The organism is Streptomyces mutabilis (genome assembly GCF_046628145.1).
GTDB classification, from domain to species: domain Bacteria; phylum Actinomycetota; class Actinomycetes; order Streptomycetales; family Streptomycetaceae; genus Streptomyces; species Streptomyces mutabilis.
The window spans coordinates 3,932,746-3,952,241 of the sequence record NZ_CP176874.1; the positions used below are offsets into that span (position 1 = coordinate 3,932,746).

At 72.1% G+C, this 19,496-nt stretch carries 15 protein-coding genes and 2 tRNA genes; 10 read left to right on the plus strand and 7 right to left on the minus strand.

All coding sequences use genetic code 11. The features are described 5' to 3' along the window. Positions 1-40 precede the first annotated feature (40 nt). The 3 genes from gyrA to ACLIN4_RS17640 all read left to right on the plus strand — a co-directional run bounded on the left by gyrA (position 41) and on the right by ACLIN4_RS17640 (position 3,553). Positions 41-2,635 carry a DNA gyrase subunit A gene (gene gyrA, locus ACLIN4_RS17630; RefSeq protein WP_100048232.1) on the plus strand — a complete coding sequence of 865 codons (2,595 nt, stop codon included), beginning with the start codon at positions 41-43 and terminating at the stop codon, positions 2,633-2,635. Between the two features lie 18 nt (positions 2,636-2,653). Beyond that, the gene (locus ACLIN4_RS17635) at positions 2,654-3,376 is read left to right on the plus strand and encodes a DUF3566 domain-containing protein (RefSeq protein ID WP_107478382.1); all 723 of its coding nucleotides are present in this window, start codon (positions 2,654-2,656) and stop codon (positions 3,374-3,376) included. Positions 3,377-3,476: 100 nt separating this feature from the next. Further along, positions 3,477-3,553: transfer RNA gene (locus ACLIN4_RS17640), tRNA-Ile, on the plus strand. 111 nt (positions 3,554-3,664) lie between these two features. On the opposite strand, the gene ACLIN4_RS17645 is transcribed toward ACLIN4_RS17640, so the two are convergent. Further along, a complete protein-coding gene (locus ACLIN4_RS17645) occupies positions 3,665-4,042 on the minus strand; it encodes a hypothetical protein (protein WP_289909058.1) in 378 nt (125 codons plus the stop codon). Between the two features lie 504 nt (positions 4,043-4,546). On the opposite strand from ACLIN4_RS17645, the gene ACLIN4_RS17650 reads away from it, so the two are divergent. Then, a complete protein-coding gene (locus ACLIN4_RS17650; RefSeq protein WP_354671087.1) occupies positions 4,547-4,831 on the plus strand; it encodes a WGxxGxxG family protein in 285 nt (94 codons plus the stop codon). A 323-nt stretch (positions 4,832-5,154) separates the two neighbouring features. On the opposite strand, the gene ACLIN4_RS17655 is transcribed toward ACLIN4_RS17650, so the two are convergent. After that, positions 5,155-9,177 (minus strand): WD40 repeat domain-containing protein, encoded by a 4,023-nt coding sequence (locus tag ACLIN4_RS17655; RefSeq protein ID WP_307652470.1) that lies wholly within the window; start codon positions 9,175-9,177, stop codon positions 5,155-5,157. Between the two features lie 739 nt (positions 9,178-9,916). Here ACLIN4_RS17655 and ACLIN4_RS17660 point away from each other — a divergent pair. Both ACLIN4_RS17660 and ACLIN4_RS17665 read left to right on the plus strand, forming a co-directional pair. After that, positions 9,917-10,111 carry a ferredoxin gene (locus tag ACLIN4_RS17660; protein ID WP_107480313.1) on the plus strand — a complete coding sequence of 65 codons (195 nt, stop codon included), beginning with the start codon at positions 9,917-9,919 and terminating at the stop codon, positions 10,109-10,111. Between the two features lie 62 nt (positions 10,112-10,173). Further along, a complete protein-coding gene (locus ACLIN4_RS17665) occupies positions 10,174-11,049 on the plus strand; it encodes an FkbM family methyltransferase (RefSeq protein ID WP_107480316.1) in 876 nt (291 codons plus the stop codon). A gap of 191 nt (positions 11,050-11,240) precedes the next feature. On the opposite strand, the gene ACLIN4_RS17670 is transcribed toward ACLIN4_RS17665, so the two are convergent. Beyond that, positions 11,241-12,035 carry a glycosyltransferase family 2 protein gene (locus tag ACLIN4_RS17670; RefSeq protein ID WP_107480315.1) on the minus strand — a complete coding sequence of 265 codons (795 nt, stop codon included), beginning with the start codon at positions 12,033-12,035 and terminating at the stop codon, positions 11,241-11,243. 326 nt (positions 12,036-12,361) lie between these two features. Continuing rightward, positions 12,362-12,736 carry a DUF6344 domain-containing protein gene (locus ACLIN4_RS17675; protein WP_100048237.1) on the minus strand — a complete coding sequence of 125 codons (375 nt, stop codon included), beginning with the start codon at positions 12,734-12,736 and terminating at the stop codon, positions 12,362-12,364. Positions 12,737-13,073: 337 nt separating this feature from the next. Between ACLIN4_RS17675 and ACLIN4_RS17680 the strand changes: the two genes are divergently transcribed. Both ACLIN4_RS17680 and ACLIN4_RS17685 read left to right on the plus strand, forming a co-directional pair. Further along, positions 13,074-13,202 carry a DLW-39 family protein gene (locus ACLIN4_RS17680; RefSeq protein ID WP_003999697.1) on the plus strand — a complete coding sequence of 43 codons (129 nt, stop codon included), beginning with the start codon at positions 13,074-13,076 and terminating at the stop codon, positions 13,200-13,202. Positions 13,203-13,520: 318 nt separating this feature from the next. After that, complete coding sequence (locus ACLIN4_RS17685; RefSeq protein ID WP_411575993.1) at positions 13,521-14,819, plus strand: hypothetical protein; 1,299 nt, start codon at positions 13,521-13,523, stop codon at positions 14,817-14,819. Positions 14,820-14,829: 10 nt separating this feature from the next. On the opposite strand, the gene ACLIN4_RS17690 is transcribed toward ACLIN4_RS17685, so the two are convergent. Both ACLIN4_RS17690 and ACLIN4_RS17695 read right to left on the minus strand, forming a co-directional pair. Continuing rightward, on the minus strand, positions 14,830-16,566 hold the full coding sequence (locus ACLIN4_RS17690; RefSeq protein WP_411575994.1) for a protein kinase domain-containing protein: 1,737 nt from the start codon (positions 16,564-16,566) through the stop codon (positions 14,830-14,832). 88 nt (positions 16,567-16,654) lie between these two features. Then, a complete protein-coding gene (locus ACLIN4_RS17695; protein ID WP_100048608.1) occupies positions 16,655-17,203 on the minus strand; it encodes a helix-turn-helix domain-containing protein in 549 nt (182 codons plus the stop codon). A 178-nt stretch (positions 17,204-17,381) separates the two neighbouring features. Here ACLIN4_RS17695 and ACLIN4_RS17700 point away from each other — a divergent pair. After that, positions 17,382-17,454 (plus strand) — tRNA-Ala (locus ACLIN4_RS17700). Positions 17,455-17,819: 365 nt separating this feature from the next. Beyond that, positions 17,820-18,596: an isoprenyl transferase gene (locus ACLIN4_RS17705; RefSeq protein WP_100048609.1), complete on the plus strand. Its 777-nt coding sequence runs from the start codon at positions 17,820-17,822 to the stop codon at positions 18,594-18,596. A 97-nt stretch (positions 18,597-18,693) separates the two neighbouring features. On the opposite strand, the gene ACLIN4_RS17710 is transcribed toward ACLIN4_RS17705, so the two are convergent. Further along, positions 18,694-19,395, minus strand: coding sequence for a DUF5324 family protein (locus tag ACLIN4_RS17710; protein WP_100048610.1), 702 nt, complete (start codon positions 19,393-19,395; stop codon positions 18,694-18,696). Positions 19,396-19,496 lie beyond the last annotated feature (101 nt).

Genomic DNA, 19,496 nt, shown 5'->3' on the forward strand with positions numbered 1-19,496 from the left:
CGGTCTCAGCTGACCGCACCAGGAAGGACCTTCACCAGCAATGACCGACGAGAACACCCCTGTGACGACGCCCGAGGGTGACGCCCTCGCCATGCGTGTCGAGCCCGTCGGGCTCGAGACGGAGATGCAGCGCTCGTACCTCGACTACGCGATGTCCGTCATCGTCTCGCGCGCGCTGCCCGACGTCCGCGACGGCCTCAAGCCCGTCCACCGGCGCGTGCTGTACGCGATGTACGACGGCGGCTACCGCCCCGAGCGCGGCTTCTACAAGTGCGCCCGCGTCGTCGGCGACGTCATGGGCAACTACCACCCGCACGGCGACTCCTCCATCTACGACGCCCTGGTCCGCCTCGCCCAGCCCTGGTCGATGCGTATGCCGCTCGTCGACTCCAACGGCAACTTCGGCTCGCCGGGCAACGACCCGGCGGCGGCCATGCGGTACACCGAGTGCAAGATGGCGCCGCTGTCGATGGAGATGGTCCGCGACATCGACGAGGAGACCGTCGACTTCACGGACAACTACGACGGCCGCTCCCAGGAGCCGACCGTCCTGCCGGCCCGCTTCCCGAACCTGCTGATCAACGGCTCGGCCGGTATCGCGGTCGGCATGGCGACCAACATCCCGCCGCACAACCTGCGCGAGGTCGCGGCCGGCGCCCAGTGGTACCTGGAGAACTACGAGGCCTCGCACGAGGAGCTGCTGGACGCGCTCCTGGAGCGCATCAAGGGCCCCGACTTCCCGACCGGCGCGCTGGTGGTGGGCCGCAGGGGCATCGAGGAGGCCTACCGCACCGGGCGCGGCTCGATCACCATGCGCGCGGTGGTCGAGGTGGAGGAGATCCAGAACCGCCAGTGCCTGGTGGTCACGGAGCTGCCCTACCAGGTCAATCCGGACAACCTCGCGCAGAAGATCGCCGACCTGGTGAAGGACGGCAAGATCGGCGGCATCGCGGACGTCCGCGACGAGACGTCGTCGCGCACCGGTCAGCGCCTGGTCATCGTCCTCAAGCGGGACGCGGTCGCCAAGGTCGTCCTGAACAACCTGTACAAGCACACCGACCTGCAGACCAACTTCGGCGCCAACATGCTGGCCCTGGTCGACGGCGTGCCGCGCACCCTGTCCCTGGACGCGTTCATCCGGCACTGGGTGAACCACCAGATCGAGGTCATCGTCCGCCGTACGCGCTTCCGCCTGCGCAAGGCGGAGGAGCGGGCGCACATCCTGCGCGGTCTGCTCAAGGCCCTGGACGCCATCGACGAGGTCATCGCGCTGATCCGGCGCAGCGACACCGTCGAGATCGCCCGCGGCGGCCTGATGGACCTCCTCGACATCGACGAGATCCAGGCCAACGCGATCCTGGAGATGCAGCTGCGGCGCCTGGCGGCCCTGGAGCGGCAGAAGATCGTCCAGGAGCACGACGAACTCCAGGCGAAGATCAACGAGTACAACGAGATCCTGGCCTCCCCGGTCCGCCAGCGCGGCATCGTCAGCGCGGAGCTGACGGCGCTGGTCGAGAAGTACGGCGACGACCGCAAGACCAAGCTGATCCCGTACGAGGGCGACATGTCCATCGAGGACCTGATCGCCGAGGAGGACATCGTCGTCACGGTCACCCGGGGCGGCTACATCAAGCGCACCAAGACCGACGACTACCGGGCGCAGAAGCGCGGCGGCAAGGGCGTGCGCGGCACGAAGCTCAAGGAAGACGACATCGTCAACCACTTCTTCGTGTCCACCACGCACCACTGGCTGCTGTTCTTCACCAACAAGGGCCGGGTCTACCGGGTGAAGGCGTACGAGCTGCCCGACGCCGGCCGGGACGCGCGCGGCCAGCACGTGGCGAACCTGCTCGCCTTCCAGCCGGACGAGACGATCGCCCAGATCCGCGCGATCCGCGACTACGAGGCGGTGCCCTATCTGGTCCTGGCCACCAAGGCGGGCCTGGTGAAGAAGACGCCGCTGAAGGACTACGACTCGCCGCGTTCCGGTGGCGTGATCGCCATCAACCTGCGCGAGCAGCAGGACGGAAGCGACGACGAGCTGATCGGAGCCGAACTCGTCTCGGCCGAGGACGATCTGCTGCTGATCAGCAAGAAGGCGCAGTCGATCAGGTTCACCGCCTCCGACGACACGCTGCGGCCCATGGGCCGTGCCACCTCGGGCGTGAAGGGCATGAGTTTCCGCGAAGGGGACGAGCTGCTCTCGATGAATGTTGTTCGAGCCGGTACGTTCGTGTTCACTGCCACCGACGGCGGATACGCGAAGCGGACCTCCGTCGACGAGTACCGCGTCCAGGGCCGCGGCGGCCTGGGCATCAAGGCTGCCAAGATCGTCGAGGACCGTGGATCGCTCGTGGGCGCGCTGGTGGTCGAGGAGCACGACGAGATCCTCGCCATCACACTCTCGGGCGGTGTGATTCGTACGCGAGTCAGCGAGGTCAGGGAGACGGGCCGTGACACCATGGGCGTCCAACTGATCAATCTGGGCAAGCGCGATGCCGTGGTCGGCATCGCACGCAACGCCGAGGCGGGACGCGAGGCGGAGGAGGTCGACGGCGACGTGGTCGTCGACGAGGCCGCCGAAGGTGCCGCGACCACCGGCACGGACGAGGGTGAGGCGCCCTCGGCCGAGTAGCACGAGGAGAGAGTCATCGTGAGCGGAGCCACGGGCGCCGGATCGGCCGGTACCTCCAGGGGTACGGAAACGGACGGGGGCGGCCGTGGCTCCGCCACGCGTGCGGCGGATCCGCACACGACTCAACTGCGCAAGATCGAAGACGGAGCGACCGACTCGCACTCGGGGAGCTCGTCCAAGACGCATTCCCAGGGGGGAACTGTGACGGACACCCGGGGCCAGCAGACCCAGCAGGCGGCCTCGCCGCTGCCGGGAGAACGGCAGCCCCAGCAGCCCGGCGGCCCGTACCACCCGCCGCAGGCTTACCAGACCCAGGGCGGCAACGCCGCCGCGGTGCGCCGCCCGCGCACCGGCGCCCGCACCACGCCCCGCGTCCGCAAGGCACGTCTGCGCGTGGCCAAGGCGGACCCGTGGTCGGTGATGAAGGTCAGCTTCCTGCTCTCCATCGCGCTCGGCATCTGCACGATCGTCGCGGCCGCCGTGCTGTGGATGGTCATGGACGCCATGGGCGTCTTCTCGACCGTCGGCGGCACCATCTCGGAGGCGACCGGCTCCAACGAGTCCAACGGCTTCGACCTGCAGTCCTTCCTGTCGCTGCCCAACGTGCTGCTGTTCACGACGGTCATCGCGGTCATCGACGTCGTCCTCGCGACGGCTCTGGCCACGCTCGGCGCGTTCATCTACAACCTGTCCGCGGGCTTCGTCGGCGGTGTGGAGCTGACGCTCGCCGAGGACGAGTGATCACCGCTCGCCGGCCCGGCGCCAACCGATTTTGGGACTGCCCGCCTCGTGCGCTAATCTTCAGGAGTCAGCGCGCGGGACACACACCGCAGAGCGCGGCGGGGCTATAGCTCAGTTGGTTAGAGCGCATCCCTGATAAGGATGAGGCCACAGGTTCAAATCCTGTTAGCCCCACCAGCGAAAAGACCCTCGGACCATCAGGTTCGGGGGTCTTTTGACACCAACGGCGGCGGTCAGCCGATGAGCGGATCCTCCAGCAGCTCGGCGAGCATTACGACCGCTTCCCACTCACTGTCCCCTACGACGTGCGTATAGACGTCCATGGGCATGCTGATCTGGCTGTGCCGCCGGGGTGAGCTTGACCAGTGGTTTCTTACCGAGGTGCGGCAGCAGGTACAGCCGGGCCTGCTCGCGCTCCGGAGCAACGATGTGCTCCAGCCAGTAGCCAGCCACTCCGAGCGTCCAGGACCGGGAGGGCACGGAGATGCCGTTGCGCTCCTGATCCTGGAGCTTGCCGAGCTTCTCGTCCGCTTCGTCCCACGTGGCACCGTAGACGGTCTTGCGGACGCGATTGCCGTCCGTGTCGGTGACATACGCGCGGCCCATGTAGCGGCCGTCTGCCCGCTTCGAGATCGTGCCGTCACCGTTGGGCCGACGCTTCGCCATCACGCTGCCTCCCCGACGCGCGCCACATGTGGACAGGGCCGGAAGCCATGAGTCGATCACCGCATAGAACGGGGCGCGGTCGAGGATGCCTCCGGCGGGGGATCGGCCGGCACCGGGAGGGAGGGGGCGCCGTCGCCGACCGCGGGCACGTCGGGGCGTGAGTGGGGTGCTCCCATCCCGCCACCGTCGCACCAGGCAGAACCGAGCAGACGCGGCCCAGGGCGTCCAGGTCGTTCGTACAGTGGCGCGCTCCACCTGGACGCCCTGAACGGTGTGTGGGTCGACGGCGGACGGGATGGGAGCTGGGGTGACTGGGCGGGGACGTTCCGCCCAGTCACCCATTCGGCCGAATGGCCCTACTGGCCGCAGGGCCCGGGAAATGGGCTCCACCCCGCTTTTGGAAGGAGCTGTGGTGCCTGCCGGGGTTGCGCGCCTCTCCAGAATCACCGGATATAGGGGTAAGGCCCATTTTATTGGGTTATTCAAGGAGGAACTATGCGTCGCATGACTATCGGTGCTCTGCTGACCGCCGCTCTCCTCGCGGGACCCGCTGCGGTCACCGCAGAAGCGCAGACACCGGTGGTGGCCCAGGCAGCCGCCGTGCAGGCCGCCCAAAGTCAAGCGCAGGATGATGACAACAAGGATGATGACGATGGAGGGTGGGGCCTTTGGGGTCTCGCCGGCCTTCTGGGGCTGCTCGGTCTCATCCCTCGTCGGCGTAAGACACACGACACGGGAACCCGTCGCGGCACAGGGGCCGGTGGCGCGCACCCGAATGATCGTCTCTGAGTCAGACGCCCGTCAGGACTGTCCGCTTGGCTGACACCAGTGTCTGACACCAACAAGAGCGAACCGAGCCGGTTGACGACGCATCTCTGCGCATCGCCCTCATCGGCGTGAATCAGGTCGAGCGGCGTCGACCCGCCCCAGTGATCGACCTGATAAGGGTGAGGCCACAGGTTCAAATCCTGTCAGCCCCACCAGCAAAGAGACCCCCAGTCGGATTCGACCGGGGGTCTTCTTCGTTCGCGCCCGGCCGCCGACGACGGGGGATACGTCGGCGGCCGGGCTGTGGCTCAGGCTAACAAGGGCGGATGGGGCGCGGGAAGGATTCAACGCTCGCACGGTGGTTCGTACGAGAGGCGTGGCAGGTACTCGTGCCACCTCTCCTCGGTCAGTACGCCCCGGGTCGCGGAGCAGATGCGGTCGATGGCGTCGTCCACGTCCAGGTTCCACAGGCGGACGCTGTCCGTGCCGCTCGACACCCCGAGCATGTGGCGCACGGGGCTGAAGGTGAGGAAGCCGCCCGTCTTGGCGTTGGGGCTCATCGCCTCGCCGATCGGGGAGGCGTCGGCGGGTGCGGCGACGTCCCAGAGGCGGACCGTGTTGTCGTTGGCGCCGCTGGCCAGGGTGGCGCCGTCCCGGCTGAACGTCAGCGACACCACCGAGTCGGTGTGGCCGGTCAGCGGCTCGCCGGCCGGTGTGGGGCGGCCCGGGTCGGTGACGCTCCAGAGGCGGACCGTGCCGTCGTCGCTGCCGCTGGCCAGCGTACGGCCGTCCGGGCTGTAGGCGAGGGCGTTGACGGGTCCGAGGTGGCCCGTGCGGGAGGCGCCGAGGGCGGTGGCGTGCTCGGGGTCGGTCACGTCCCAGAGCCGTACGGTGTCGTCCGCGCCGCCGCTGGCGAGGGTGCGGCCGTCCGGGCTGAAGGCGAGGGTGTTGACGTAGCCGGTGTGGCCGGTGAGCGGCTCGCCGCGCGGGCGGGGGCGGGAGGGGTCCTCGGTGTTCCACAGCTGGACGCTGCGGTCGTCCTGGGCGGTGGCCAGGGTGCGGCCGTCCGGGCTGAAGGCGAGGGTGTCGGGGCCGGCGTAGCGGGTGCGCAGCGCCACCGGGGGGCCGTGCGCGGTGGGCCGGGACGGGTCCGTGACGTCCCACAGCTGCATCGCGCGGCTGCCCGTCAGCACGGCGAGGGTGTGGCCGTCCGGCGAGAACACCAGGGAGCGGATGTCGCCCTCTCCCGGCCTGAAGGGTCCGCCCAGGGACACGGGCCGGGCGGGGTCGGCGACGTTCCACAGGCGTACCCGTCCGTCGCGGGCGGCGGTGGCCAGCACGTGTCCGTCCGTGCGGAACGCGCCGATGCGGCCGATCATGTCCGACGTGGGCAGTGACCACAGGCGGACCTTGCTGTCGCCGCTGCCGGTGGCGAGGGTGTGGCCGTCCGGGCTGAACCCCAGCGCGTACATCTCCCCGCTGCTGCCCGCGAGGGGCACACCGACCTGGGAGGGGTAGGCCGGGTCGCTGACGTTCCACAGGCTCGCCGTGCTGTCCGCGCTGCTCGCGGCGAGCGTGTCGCCGTCGGGGCTGAAGGCCACGGACCAGACGGGCCCGGTGTGGCCGGTCAGCGGTGAGCCGATCCGCGCGGCTTCTTGCGGGTCGGCGACGTTCCACAGCCGTACGGTGTCGTCCGCGCTGCCGCTGGCGAGGGTGCGGCCGTCGGGGCTGAAGGCCACGGAGTGGATCAGGCCGGTGTGGCCGGCCAGCGGGGAGCCGATCCGGGTCGCTTCGTGCGGGTCGGCGACGTCCCACAGGTGGACCGTCTCGTCGTCGCCGCCCGCCGCGAGCGTCCGCCCGTCGGGGCTGAACGCCACCGAACGCACCGCCGCGGTGGCGCCCGTCAGGGTGTCCACGGCCTTCGGTCGCCCGGGGTCGGCAACGTCCCACAGCCGTACGGCGTGGTCGTCGTGGGCGGAGGCGAGGGTGCGGCCGTCCGGGCTGAAGGCGAGCAGGTAGACGGTGCCGCCGCGGCCGGGCAGCGGATCACCGAGCCGGCGCGGCTCGCCGGGGTCCGACACGTCCCACAGCCGGATCGTGCCGTCGTCCGAGGCGCTGGCCAGGGTGCGGCCGTCCGGGCTGAACACCGCGGTGCTCACCCAGCTGGTGTGACCGGTGAGAGGCCGGCCCAGCGGTTCGGGGCGGGCGGGGTCCGACACGTCCCACAGCCGTACGGTCCGGTCGTAGCTGGCGGTCGCGAGGGTCCGCCCGTCCGGACTGAAGGAGGTCAGGTAGACGGCGCCGGTATGGCCGAGGAGCGGCGTGGCCAGGGGCGCGTTCACGATCGAGATCAGGCGGTTCTTCACGTCCGCGTCGTCCGGGCGCAGGCGGTGTGCCGCCAGGTCGAGCTGGGCCGACAGCGACGGGTCCGTGTACTGGACGCGGTCCGCCTCGGCGACCACCTGCTCGAACACGGCGTCGTTGCGCTGCTGCCAGGCGATCACCGCCGAACCGACCGCGAGCAGCGCCAGGACGACCAGGGACGACACCGCGGCGCGCCTGATCAGGACGGTGCGCCTGCGCAGCCTGACCGCGGCGGCCAGGAAGTCCACCGCGCCGCGGGTGAGGAAGGTGCCGTCGGCGGACTCCGCCCAGCCGCGGGCCTGCTCGAGCCGGGAGCCCCGGTAGAGCAGCGAGGAGTCGCGGTCCGACTCCTCCCAGGCCCGGCCGTCCTCCTCCAGACGCTGCCGCAGCAGGTTCCCGGCCCGGTCCTCGTCGATCCAGTCGCGCAGGCGCGGCCAGGCGTGCAGCAGCGCCTCGTGGGTGATCTCCACGGTGTCCGCGTCGAGGGTCACCAGCCGGGCGCGCACCAGCGCCTCCAGGGACTCCTCGGTCTTCTCCGGGTCTCGGGACTCCGCGGCCAGCCGGCGCCGGGTGCCCCGCCTGCGGGTGGCCTGGGTGTCCTCGCTCACCCGCACCAGCCGGAGCAGCAGCAGCCGCGCGGCCGTGCGGGCCGCCGGGTCGAGGTCCGACCAGGCCCGCTCGGCGGTCGCCGCCACCGCCCCCTGGATGCCGCCGGCCGCGCGGTAGCCCGCCAGCGTCAGCCGGCCCGCCTTGCGGCGCTGCCAGGTGGCCAGCAGGGCGTGGGACAGCAGCGGCAGCACGCCCGCGTCGTGCGCGCCGCGCGGGCCGTCGGCACCGACCTCCCGGACGATCAGCTCCGCGAGTCCGGGTTCGAGCTCCATGCCCACGGCCCGGGCCGGGCCGGTGACCGCCTCGCGCAGTTCCGCGGTGGTCAGCGGTCCGAGCACCATGTGCCGGTGCTGCAACGCGTCGGCCAGCTCGGGGTGGCGCAGGCACTGTTCGTAGAAGTCGGCGCGCACGCCGAGGGCGACCAGGACGGGCGCGGGGTCGTCCGGGCCGCCGGGTGTGCAGACGGCCTGGAGGAGCCGGATGAACGCGCGCCGGTCCCGCTCGTCGGCGCAGAGGGTGAAGACCTCCTCGAACTGGTCCACGATCAGGACCGGACGGGCCGGTGCGTTCGACGCGGCAGGCTCCGCTGTCGCAGCCGACCCGTCGCGCGCCCAGGCCGCGAAGGCCTGCCGGGCCGCGCGCCCGAGCCCCGGGTCGTCCGGCCGCGCCCGGCCGGCGGCGACCACGGAGGCGAGCCCGGGTATCCGGCGGGACAGTTCCCCGAGCGGATCGGCTCCCGGCACGAGCTGGAGCACCTCCCTCGGCGGCCCGGTGTCGCCGGTCGGCCCGCCGTCGCGCAGGGCGGGCACCAGGCCCGCGTTGAGCAGGGAGGACTTCCCCGCTCCCGAAGCGCCCACGAGCATCACCAGGCCCCCGGTGACCTCGGCCGCGCACAGCTGGGCGACGAGGGCGTCGGTGCTGCGTTCCCGGCCGAAGAACCAGCCGGCGTCCTGCTGCCGGTAGGCGGCCAGCCCCCGGTAGGGGCAGACGCCGCCCGGGGCACGGTCCGGCGGGCTCTCCTCCTCGCCCGCGGCCGGCGCCGGACGTTCGGCGGTCGGATCGGCCACCGCCCGCTCCCACAGGCGTTGCCACTGGGCCAGGTCGTACAGGCCCGCGGCGACCGGCTCGGGCCGCGCGCGCCGCGCCTGGGGGATGAGGACGTGCAGAACCGCGGCGAGGGCGGGGAACTGGGCGGGTACGTTCTTGGCCCGCCGCCAGTCGCTGATCCGCTGGGCGGAGACCCGTACGGGCCGCCCCCGTTCGTCGACGCGCTGGAGCCGGACGACCGCTTCGGAGACGCGTTTGAGGGGCGGGTTGCCGGCCTCCCGGTACAGCAGTGCGAGACGTTCGGCGAAGGCCGTGCGTGCCCCTGAGTCGAAACTCAAGGTCTCCACTCCTTACTTCCCCCGCACCTGGACGTCCGGACCGGAAAACTCACTCTATACGCCTGACCTGCGGCTACGTCACTGTCGCGAGACCGGACCCTCCTCGCGGGCGACCGCAGCTGGCAGGATCGCGTCGCAGTGGCGATCCGGTCGGCCGGCACCCGGACAGGTCAGCGGCCCGGTGCTCCCGAAGGCGCCCCGTGAGGCCGCACGTTCTCGGTCAGCTTTCGACGGCCCAGCCCTTCTAGTCCGGTACGGCGTCCAGCACGCCGCCGGCATGGTTGGGCACCGGTCCCCACGAGGGGAGGGACCGGTGCCGAAGCATGCCGGTGGTCGCGGTCTCCCGACGGCGGCGGTCGGTCCTCGGCGGCGGCCTGCGGGCACGTCGGCGGCGGGCGGTGGGCGGCTGGGCGACTGTTCGGTACGTCGGCGGACGCGGCTCGGGCCGGGCTTCGACGGCATCGTCACCGCGGAGCGGCATGACCCGCTCGAAGGCGGGCCCCGGTGACGGCCGCTTTCCGGACATCGGATTCCGAACTCCGAACTCCGGATTCCGGACTCCGGACTTCTGTCTCCGCCGGGCCCTCGTGGGGTTCCTCCTCGGTCCGCCCCCGGCCCCCTTCGCGGAAATGCCGGTAGATCTTGCGTCCGATGCACCAACGGGTGAGCGGAGAGAGCGGATTCAGCGGGCCGGTCCGCGGGCAGGCACGTCGTGTTGGTTCCGAACCCGACCGCCGCTGGAGGGCGTATGAGGATTTCCGTCGATCCCGAGCAGTGCTACGGCTCCGGCGACTGCGTCCACCGGGCCCCGTCGGTGTTCACCGAGGTGGACGGACTGGGCGCCGTGATACCCGGGCGGGAGCACGACCTCGATCTGCCGCGGGTGCGCGAGGCGGTCGAGGGATGCCCGGCCGCCGCGATCACCGTCACGCGGGAGGACTGATCATCCGGGGCGGTCCGGGCGGCATCGTCCCCCGGACCCTGGTCACCCTCGGCAGCCGCTACGTGCGCGGCGCCCCCGGCACGGTCGGGAAGGCGGCGCTCGCCGCGCGTGTGCTGAACCCGCATCTGCGCGACCACCCGCGCCGCAGAGTCGTCCAGGTGCGTTCCGGCGACCGGTTCGCCGTGGACACGCAGGACCTGATCCAGCGGTACCTCTACCTCTTCGGTGTCTGGGAGCCGCACCTGACGGCATGGCTGCGGCGCCGGCTGCGGCCGGGGGACGGCTTCGTCGACGTCGGGGCCAACATCGGCGTCTTCAGCGTCCTCGCGTCACGGCTCGTCGGCGACGCGGGCCGGGTCGTCGCGATCGAGGCATCCCCCGCCTTCCACCGCCGGCTGGTGCAGCACGGCCGGCTGAACGCGTGCGGGAACATCCGGGCGGTCAACGCCGCCGTCTCCGACGGCCGCAAGACCCTCACCTTCGTCCTCGCCAGTTCGCGCAACATGGGCGCGAACAGCATCGTCCCCTACGACGGCCCGGCGGAGTCCACGTTCGAGATCGAGGCCCGGCCGCTGCCGGAACTGCTCGATCCGGCGGAGATCGCGAGCGCCCGGGTGATCAAGATCGACGTCGAGGGCGCGGAGGGCGGCGTCGTGCGCGGGCTGGTGCCGATGCTGGGCGCCCTGCGGCCCGACGCGGAGATCAGCGTCGAGGTGGCACCCGAGCGCATGGCCCGCCTCGGGGACTCCATCGGCGAACTGCTGGCGGTGATGCGGGACGCCGGCTTCCACGTCTACCGGCTGCCCAACGACTACACGCCCGAGAGCTACCCGTCGGCGCGCGGCGGCACGCTGGGCGTCGCGGTGCGCGTGCGGGGGCCCGTGGCCGGGGAGAGCGACCTGATCTTCTCCCGGGTCGACGCGGAGACGCTCCGCTGATCCGGAGGGTCCGCCTCGGCGGGGCCGGAGGGCATCGCGGAGCCTGCGGTGGGGCGCGGGCGGGGTGCCGTCCGGGGCGTTCCCGGCCAGTCGGTCGGGCGGGTCGTCCCGGCTGTGCGTCGGACAGGGGGCGTCGGAGGGCGTCGGGCGGGGTGGGCGTCGGGCGGTGCGGTGGGCGTGTCCCGCGGGCCTCACCGGGCCGGTCGGCCCGGCGAGCCGTCGCCGTCGGCCGGGAAGCGCCACCCGAGGGAGGACAGCGCCCGCGCCCTGGCCTCCACCACCGCCATCCGGGCATCCCGCTCGACGGTGTCCACATGGGCCGCCTGGCCGGTGACCTGGCCCTCCCACTTGCGGTAGAAAAGCCCCACCTCCTGGGAGAACCACCCCCGGCTCACGCAGTTGAGCGCCAGCAGCAGGCCGGTGTCCTCGGAGGCCGGCAGAGCCATCCAGCCGCCGAGCGCGAGCAGCAGGTCGCGCCGTACCAGGAGCGTCGCCGGGTGGACCTGGGCTCGGTAGTCGTTGGCCTTCCAGTGGTCGAGCACCTCACCGCACTCGATCGGTCCGTGCTCCGGATCGCCCGGGAAGCCGATCGTCGACCCGTCGGGCAGCAGGTCCAGCGCCCGCGACGTGGCCCATCCGAGCGTCGGGTCGGCCTCCAGGGCCGCCAGGTCACGGGCAAGCGCACCCGGCGCGAGCCGGTCGTCGGCGTCCAGGGTCTTCACGTACTCGCCGTCCGCGTGGGACAGCGCGAGGGTGCGGGTGACACCGGGCCCGCCGCGCATCCCCGGCCGCCCCTGCCGGAAGACGACGCGCGGGTCGTCGGGCACGTACGGCCGTACGTCGTCGGTCCGCCCGTCCTCCTGGATCACCCAGCGCCATTCCCAGCCCTCGGGCAACTCCTGGGCGCACAGGGAACGGTGGGCCTGGGGCAGGAAGGGCGCCGAGGGGGCGTGGACGGCCGTGACGATGATGACGCGCCGGCTCACGGCGGCACTCACCACCTTTCCAGTCGAGTGGTGAACAGCAGTTCCGTGCGGTCGCCGGGCCCCCGCCGACCCTCGCGGACGGAGCGGCGGAGGTCGTCGGCGATGACTTCGTACGCCGTGGGCACGGTCACTCACCGGTTCCGGGTGCGGGGGTCGTGATGCGGACCCACCGTACGACTCCTCAAGAGGTCCTGCTGAGCCGGGTGTTCCCTGCGGGACGGCGCCCGACATGGCGGCGGCCCGGCTGCTCTGTCGAGCGGCCGGGCCGTTCTGGCGTGTGGTGCGGTACGCAGATCGCCGTCGGGTCGGTGGTGCGTGGGAGCGGCTCAGCGTTGCAGAGGCGCGGTGTGCTGGTCGGCGGAGTGCTGCGTCCGGGATTCGGCGGTGTCGTCGCACAGGAGGTCGGTGGCGGTGGCGGCGGTGCCGGCGGCCGGGCGGTGCCGGCAGCTGGGGGCCTTGCCGTGGGCCTCGGCGCGGATGCGCTGTTTCATCGTGGGGGGCAGGGAGCCGGTGCGGGACCGGGGCCGGGGGATCGTCACCGCGGGTGCCGTCTCGGACGAGGCGCTCTCCGTGTTGCTGTGCGTTCCGCTCTGCGGTACCGCGGCCGAGGCGGTCGTCGTGACGAATCCGAGCGCCGTGCACAGCGCGAGGAAGGCGGTGACGATGGTGGTCCACAGCGTCATGACCTTGTTCCGGGCCATAACCCCTCACTTTCGGGTTGGGCGATTTGCGTACTTTCCTCATGATGTGTATGAGCATCGCGAAGTGGTGGACCGACGCCCGTGGCGCGGCGATGTTCAGATGAACACCACCCGGATGGGCGCAAGGGGTCCGAAAAGGTGCCTAGACGGGAGGGAATCGGGCGAAGTGACCGTTCGTGAGGATGCGATCACCCTCCGATCGGATCGGCACCGTCCGCTTCTACGGGGCTCCGGAAACCGGCAGTTGGCCGCCGACGCAGGTCACCGATCGATATCGGCCGGTGTGTATAGTCGGGCGCCAGAGGTCCCCTACGTCAAGGAAAGACGAGGTCGCGCGGTGAAGAAGCTTCTCCTGGTCGCACTGGCCGCCATCGGCGGGCTCCTCGTGTACCGCCAGATCCAGGCGGATCGCGCCGAGCAGGATCTGTGGACGGAGGCGACTGACTCCGTGCCCACGGGTTCGTGAGTACCACCGGCATCCGGTTCTGACATCCGGTTCCGAGCAGACCCCGGCCGTCTCGCGGTCGGGGTTTTGTGTTGCCCGGAATCCTCGTGAATTCCCGGCGGGGGCGCGGGAGTACGGGTCCGCGCGGCAGGATGGGCCACGGTCCGGTCCGGTCCGGTCCGGGGCGGCGGCGACAGTGCCGGTGAGCGCGAGGGGTGGCGGGTGATGGGACGGCGGTGCGGAGACCGGCGGGGTGCCAGGGCGGGACGCGAGCGGCCGACGGCGGTGACCGCCGTACGTGCCGCATCCGCCGTACGTGCCGTGACCCGCGTACGCGCTGTGACCGCCGTACGTGCCGCGACCCACGTACGCGCCGCGACCGTCGCGCTCACCACGACCGCCGCACTGGTCACGGCCACCGCGCTGCCCGGCGGTGCGGCTCTCGCGGCCGGTGCGCCCGCCGGATACGCCTTCGCCGAGGACGCCCGGCGGATCGAGGGCGCGAGCGGCGCCTCGGGCGCCGTACCGCTGGAACCCGGAGCCACGTACCACAGCTCCCTGCCGAGGAACGGCACCCTCTACTACCGGCTCGAACTCGACGCCGCCTCGGACGCCTACGTCTCCGTCACCGCCGTACCCGGCGCCGGCGGCGAGGTCACCGCCGTCGACGGCGTCCGGGTCACCGTCCAGGACGCCGACGGCGCCTCCTGCTCCTCGGACAGCGCGACCTTCGGCGCGGCCCGCAGTCCCCGGCCGGTCACCGCCTGGGGACTGCGCGAGATCGACCCCGGAGGATCCCGCTGCCAGGACCCGGGCACGTACTACGTCACGGTCGAGCGGACCCGGCCCGAGGACTCCCCACCGGACGCCTGGGACCTGGAACTCGCGGCCGTCACCGAACCCCGCCCGGAGAAGACCGGCCGGACCACCGCACCCGAGCCCTGGGACTCCGCCTCACCCGAACCCCTCGCCGGTGAACCGGAGCGGCGTCCGGGCGGCAACGGCTTCGCCCACGCCACTCCGGTCGGACAGGGAGCCTGGAGCGACGACATCCGCCCCGGACAGACCCTCTTCTACAAGGTGCCGCTCGACTGGGGCCGCCAGGTCCACGCCACCGCCGAACTCGACGGACCCGGCGACCGCTCCGGCTACGCCACCGGCGCCCTGCACCTGGCCCTGCACAACCCGGTGCGCGGTGAGGTCGACGACATCTCCAAGGGCTACACCGGCCGGCAGGCCACGATCGGCCTCGCCCCCCTGCCGCCGGTCGCCTACGCCAACCGGTACGCCGCCGACGGCCAGGTCGCCGCGATGCGGTTCGCCGGCGCCTACTACCTGGTGGTGCACCTGGCGGCCCAGGTGGCCGACGACTTCGGCGACGGCCCCTTCGGCCTGACGCTGCGCGTACGGCTCGGGGGAGCGGCGCAGGCCGGGCCGGAGTACACGGCGAAGTCCCGGCCGGAGGGCGTCTTCGAGGTCTCGGCACCGGAGCGGGCGGCCGCGCCTCGGGCCTCGGGCACGGACGACGACCGCGCCCTGAAGGCGATCGCCGTGGGCGGGATCGGCACGGGCAGTGTGCTGCTCCTCGGCCTGGGCGCATGGACGGCGGCGGCCCGGCGCGGGGCCCGCAGGGTGTAGACGGCCGGACTCAGAGCCGGGCCAGGGCCCAGAAACCCACCGCGTAGCAGACCAGCGCCAGCAGCAGCACCGCGACCGCCACGCCGGCCGGCGGTCCGGTAGGACGCCGCCGTCGCCGCGCCGCGCGGTGCTGCGGCCCGGCGAGGGCAGGGGCGGGGGCAGGGGCGGGTGCGGGCACGAACGGTGACGTCGGTGGCGAGGCCGGTTCCGAACCCCGCGGGTTCCGGGCGGTGTACGAGGCGGTGGTGGTGTCGGCGTCGCGCGGCCCCACGGACGGCGAGGCGGTGGTGGTGTCGGCGTCGCGCTGCCCCACGGACGGCGAGGCGGTGGTGGTGTCGGCGTCGCGCGGCCCCGCGGACGGCGCAGGCAGGGGCGGGGCGGGGAGCGGCGGGCCGTGGTACGCGCCCTGCTCCCGCCGGCTGCCCGAGTGCGGACCGGACGCGGGCGCGGCGGTGACGGCCGCCTGCGGAGGCGGCAGACGGAAACTGCCCGTCTCCGACAGGTCAGCCGGGCGCGGGGCCTCGGGAGCCGGCGCCGGGAGCGAGCCGGGCGGTGGCGTGCGGTGCGGAGGGAGCGCCGCTCCGGGCGAGGACGGTGGCATGTGACCCGGCGGCGACTGCGGGCCGTCCGGAGGATCAGGTACCTGGTACCCGGCCGACGGCGTGGTGCCGAAGGCGCCCGGTGCGCCGTCCGGGTCCGGCCGCGGGCCGGAGGGGGGCGCCGGGGTGCGGCTCGCGGCGGACGGTGTGGCGCCCGGCCCCGGTGCGGGCGGCGTGTCCGGCCGGAGCGCCGGTGCGGGGCGCACGGTGGGCAAAGGGGGCGCGTCGCGGGGGGACGTCGGTGTGGGGTCCAGCCCCGATGCCCGTTCGAGCGGGCCGTCGGCGGTGAACCCGGCGGGCAGCGGCCCGACCTGGTCGAAGATCTCGATCAGCTCGTCGTCGGGACCCGGCTCCGGCAGCAGCTCCGCCGCCGCGGCCAACGCCTTCCGCGCCCCCGTCGCCGTACGGAACCGCGCCGCCGGGTCCGGCTGCACCAGCGCCGACACGACCTGCCACAACGGCTCGGGAATCCCCTGCGGCGCGGGCGGCGTCCCGTGCTCGGCGAAGTACTGCACCAGCGCCTTGGCGTCCGGCTTCGCCCCCTCCAGCAGATACAGCGCGACCAGGCCCACCGCGAACAGATCGGCCGGAAAGTCCGGCTCCGCGCCCATCATCTGCTCCGGCGCGAGATAACCCGGTGTCCCCACCACGAGGTTGGTCTCCGTCAGCCGGGGCTCGCCCAGCCGCATCGCGATGCCGAAATCGGACAGCCGCAGCCGGGGCCGGCCCGTCCCGGTCGCCTCCAGCAGCAGGTTGGCGGGCTTGATGTCACGGTGCACGACACCCTCCGCGTGCACCGCGGCCAGGCCCGCCAGCAGCTGGTCGAGAAGGGTGCACACGAACGCCGGCGGCAGCGGCCCGTAGTCCCCGACCAGATGGACCAGCGAACCGCCCGCCACCAGATCCATGGTGAACAGCACCTGGTCGTCGTCGGCGGCCCAGCTGGCGGGAGCCAGCACATTGGGGTGGTCGATCCGCAGGGCCTGCTCCCGCACGAACCGCAGCAGCGCGTGCGCGTCCCGCTGCTGGAGCACCTTGGCCGCCACGTAGCGCCGCCGCCGGTGGTCCCAAGCACGCCAGACGGCACCCACGCCGCCCCGGCCGACCGGATCGACCAGCTCGTACCGACCCGCGAAGACCTCACCCATGGCCGTGCGCCGCTCCTCCCCCGGTACCTGTCACGCCACTACCCACGGCCCGGCCGCCGCACCCCCGAGCGGCGACCGGAGGCCGGGATCAGTTCTGGTGGGACTGGTAGTGCGCGACCGCGTCCGAGGTGCGGCCCGCGCCGTACACGCGCAGGAACTCCGCCAGCTCCGGGTGGGTGGGGGAGAGCGCGTCCGCCGCATCGATGATGTCGCCGGCCGCCGCCACCGAGCGCAACAGCGACTGGATCTCGCGGACCACCCGCTTGACCGTGGGCGCCCCCGAACTGCTCGTCGTCTGAGTGGTGTTGTTGAGCACCGACCCCCCCTGCGACTTCTTGATCTCGTCCATGCGCTCCGTAGCCTCGGCCGCGCTCACGCTGCCGTCCGCGACCTGCCCCGCCAGGTCCTGCAGCAGCTGCACCCGCTGGACCACCGCGGGATTGCCGATCTTCGCCCGCTGGCCGCTCATCAGCTGCGACAGCATCGGAGCGGACAGTCCCAGCACCCCCGCCAGACGAGCCTGGTTGAGACCGAGATCGTCGATAAGCCTACGGAAGAGCGCCCCCAACGGCTCCCCGTACCAGTTCCGCTGCAGTTCCCGCGCTCTTGCGGTGGCTTCCTGCTGTGCGGCGTCCATTGCGTCTCCCCATCGCTTCCCCAAAAACCGCAGTTCGCTCCAGCGAACCACGCCGAGCATCTTACGGAGCGTGGTCGTTCCCCGGGACCCCCAATCATTTGTGAGATACGGGGGGCGACCCGGTACTCTTGTCTGCGGCACCCGCCGGTACGCGATACTCCGGCCGGAAGCCACTTCAGGGGCCTTAGCTCAGTTGGTAGAGCGCTGTCTTTGCATGGCAGATGTCAGGGGTTCGACTCCCCTAGGCTCCACAGCAGGTCAAACGCCCTCCCGGACACCGTCCCGGAGGGCGTTTCGTCGTCGGAGGCCCAAGCCCGGAGCAACGGCCCACCACCTCACCGCCCGCCCCGCCGACCGGCCCCCGGCCCCGCCGACAACCCCCTCACAGACAGGAAGAGTTGTCCCGCGGACCCCGCCGAACCCCCGGGCCGGAAAGGCCGCACCCCCGGGACCTGCACCGACCTCCCGGGACCCCGCCGAGCACCCGGGGACGCTGTCTGCTCTTGATATCGTCACCCCACAGGGCACCAGCGCCACACCCCTGCGGGGCGGTGCCACGTGGCTCATCGCCGTCGCAGCCGTTCGGTCGCTGTCGACGAGGTGGAAGGGGTAGACCATGCGGGCGAAGGTACGGGCCGCTCTCGACGCGCTCTATATGAAGCGGCTGGTCAAAGAACTGGAGGGACGCCCACGCCCCCAGCACATCGGCATCATGCTCGACGGCAACCGCCGGTGGGCCAAGATGTCGGGCATCGACGACCCGCGTGAGGGCTACCGGGCCGGCGGAGCGAAAGTGCTGGACTTCCTGCGCTGGTGCGACTCCGCGAAGATCGAGCACGTCACCCTGTTCATGCTCTCGGACGACAACCTCCACCGGCCCGAGGAGCAGCTGACCCCCCTCATCGACATCATCGCCGAGGTCGTCGAGCGGCTCGCCGCTCCCGGAAACCCCTGGCCCGTCGAAGCCGTCGGCGCCCTGGACCTCCTGCCCGCCGAGTCCGCGAGCCGCCTCAAGACCGCCACCGCCGCCACCCAGGGCCGCAAGGGCGGCACCAAGGTCGACGTCGCCGTGGGCTACGGAGGCCGCCGGGAGATCGTCGACGCCGTGCGGTCCGCCCTGACCGAGCACAGCTCACAGGGCGGGGACATCGACGAGTTCATCGAGACCTTCACCATGGAGCACATCTCCAAGCACCTGTACTCCAAGACGCGGTCCGAGTCCGACCTCATCATCCGCACCTCCGGCGAGCAGCGCCTCTCCGGCTTCCTGCTCTGGCAGTCCGCCTACGCCGAGGTCCACTTCTGCGAGACCTACTGGCCGGACTTCCGCGAGATCGACTTCCTGCGCGCCCTGCGCTCCTACTCCCTGCGCGAACGCCGCTACGGCCGCTGAGTCGCCGTTTCACGTGAAACATCGCCGCGGGGCAGGAGGCCCTCCAGCCTCCTGCCCCGCGACGATGCCGATGCGGCCCGATGCCGTCCGACGGACCTCAGCGAGGCTCCTCGCCCTCCGCCGCGTCATCCCGCGCCTGCTTGGCCTGCACCTCGGGGTCGAGAAGCGCCTCACCAGTGCCGTCCACGGACGACAGACGCCCCGACTCGGCGACCTCCGTCGCCTCCGGCGGCTCCACCAGCCAGTCCGGGTTGGCCTGCTTGTCCCACCACTTCCACGCGGCGAAGGCCCCGCCGGCGACAACGCCCACCACCGCCAGAACCTTGGCGACACGACCGGCCCGAGCCCGTCGCTGATGCCTGCGCGTCAACTTCTGGATCTCCTTGGCCGTCACCTGACCCCGCAGCGCGGCCAACGCGGCGGCACCCCGCGCAGCGGCCTCGTCCCGGACAGGCACGGCCGCGGCCACCGCCTGCCCGATCATCGGCTTGGAGTACTCAGCGGCCTGCCGGGCGGCGAGGCGCGTACGGACAGCGGCCTCCTGAGCGGCCGCGTCCACCTTCGGCGGCACATGCGTACGCGCCTGGTCCAGCCTCGGCGCGACGTGCGTGCCGTACTGAAGACGCGCCTGGCACGCGGCCTGCGACACCTTGGGCGCCAGCCGTACGCGCGCCTCCTGTGCGTAGTGAGCGGCCCTGTCCTTGGCCGTATCGGCGTAGGGCGCCACCACTTCCGCGGCGTGCAGCACGCTGTCCTTCGCCGAACCGGTCGCGGCGCGCACGCTGTCGATGCGGGTCACGGGTTCCTCCTCCTCGGTGGCGTACGGTAATTCGACTTTCCACCCTTTTACGGATCATGCCTGCGGACGCACCGCCGGGCATGTGAGGGCGGGCATCCGGG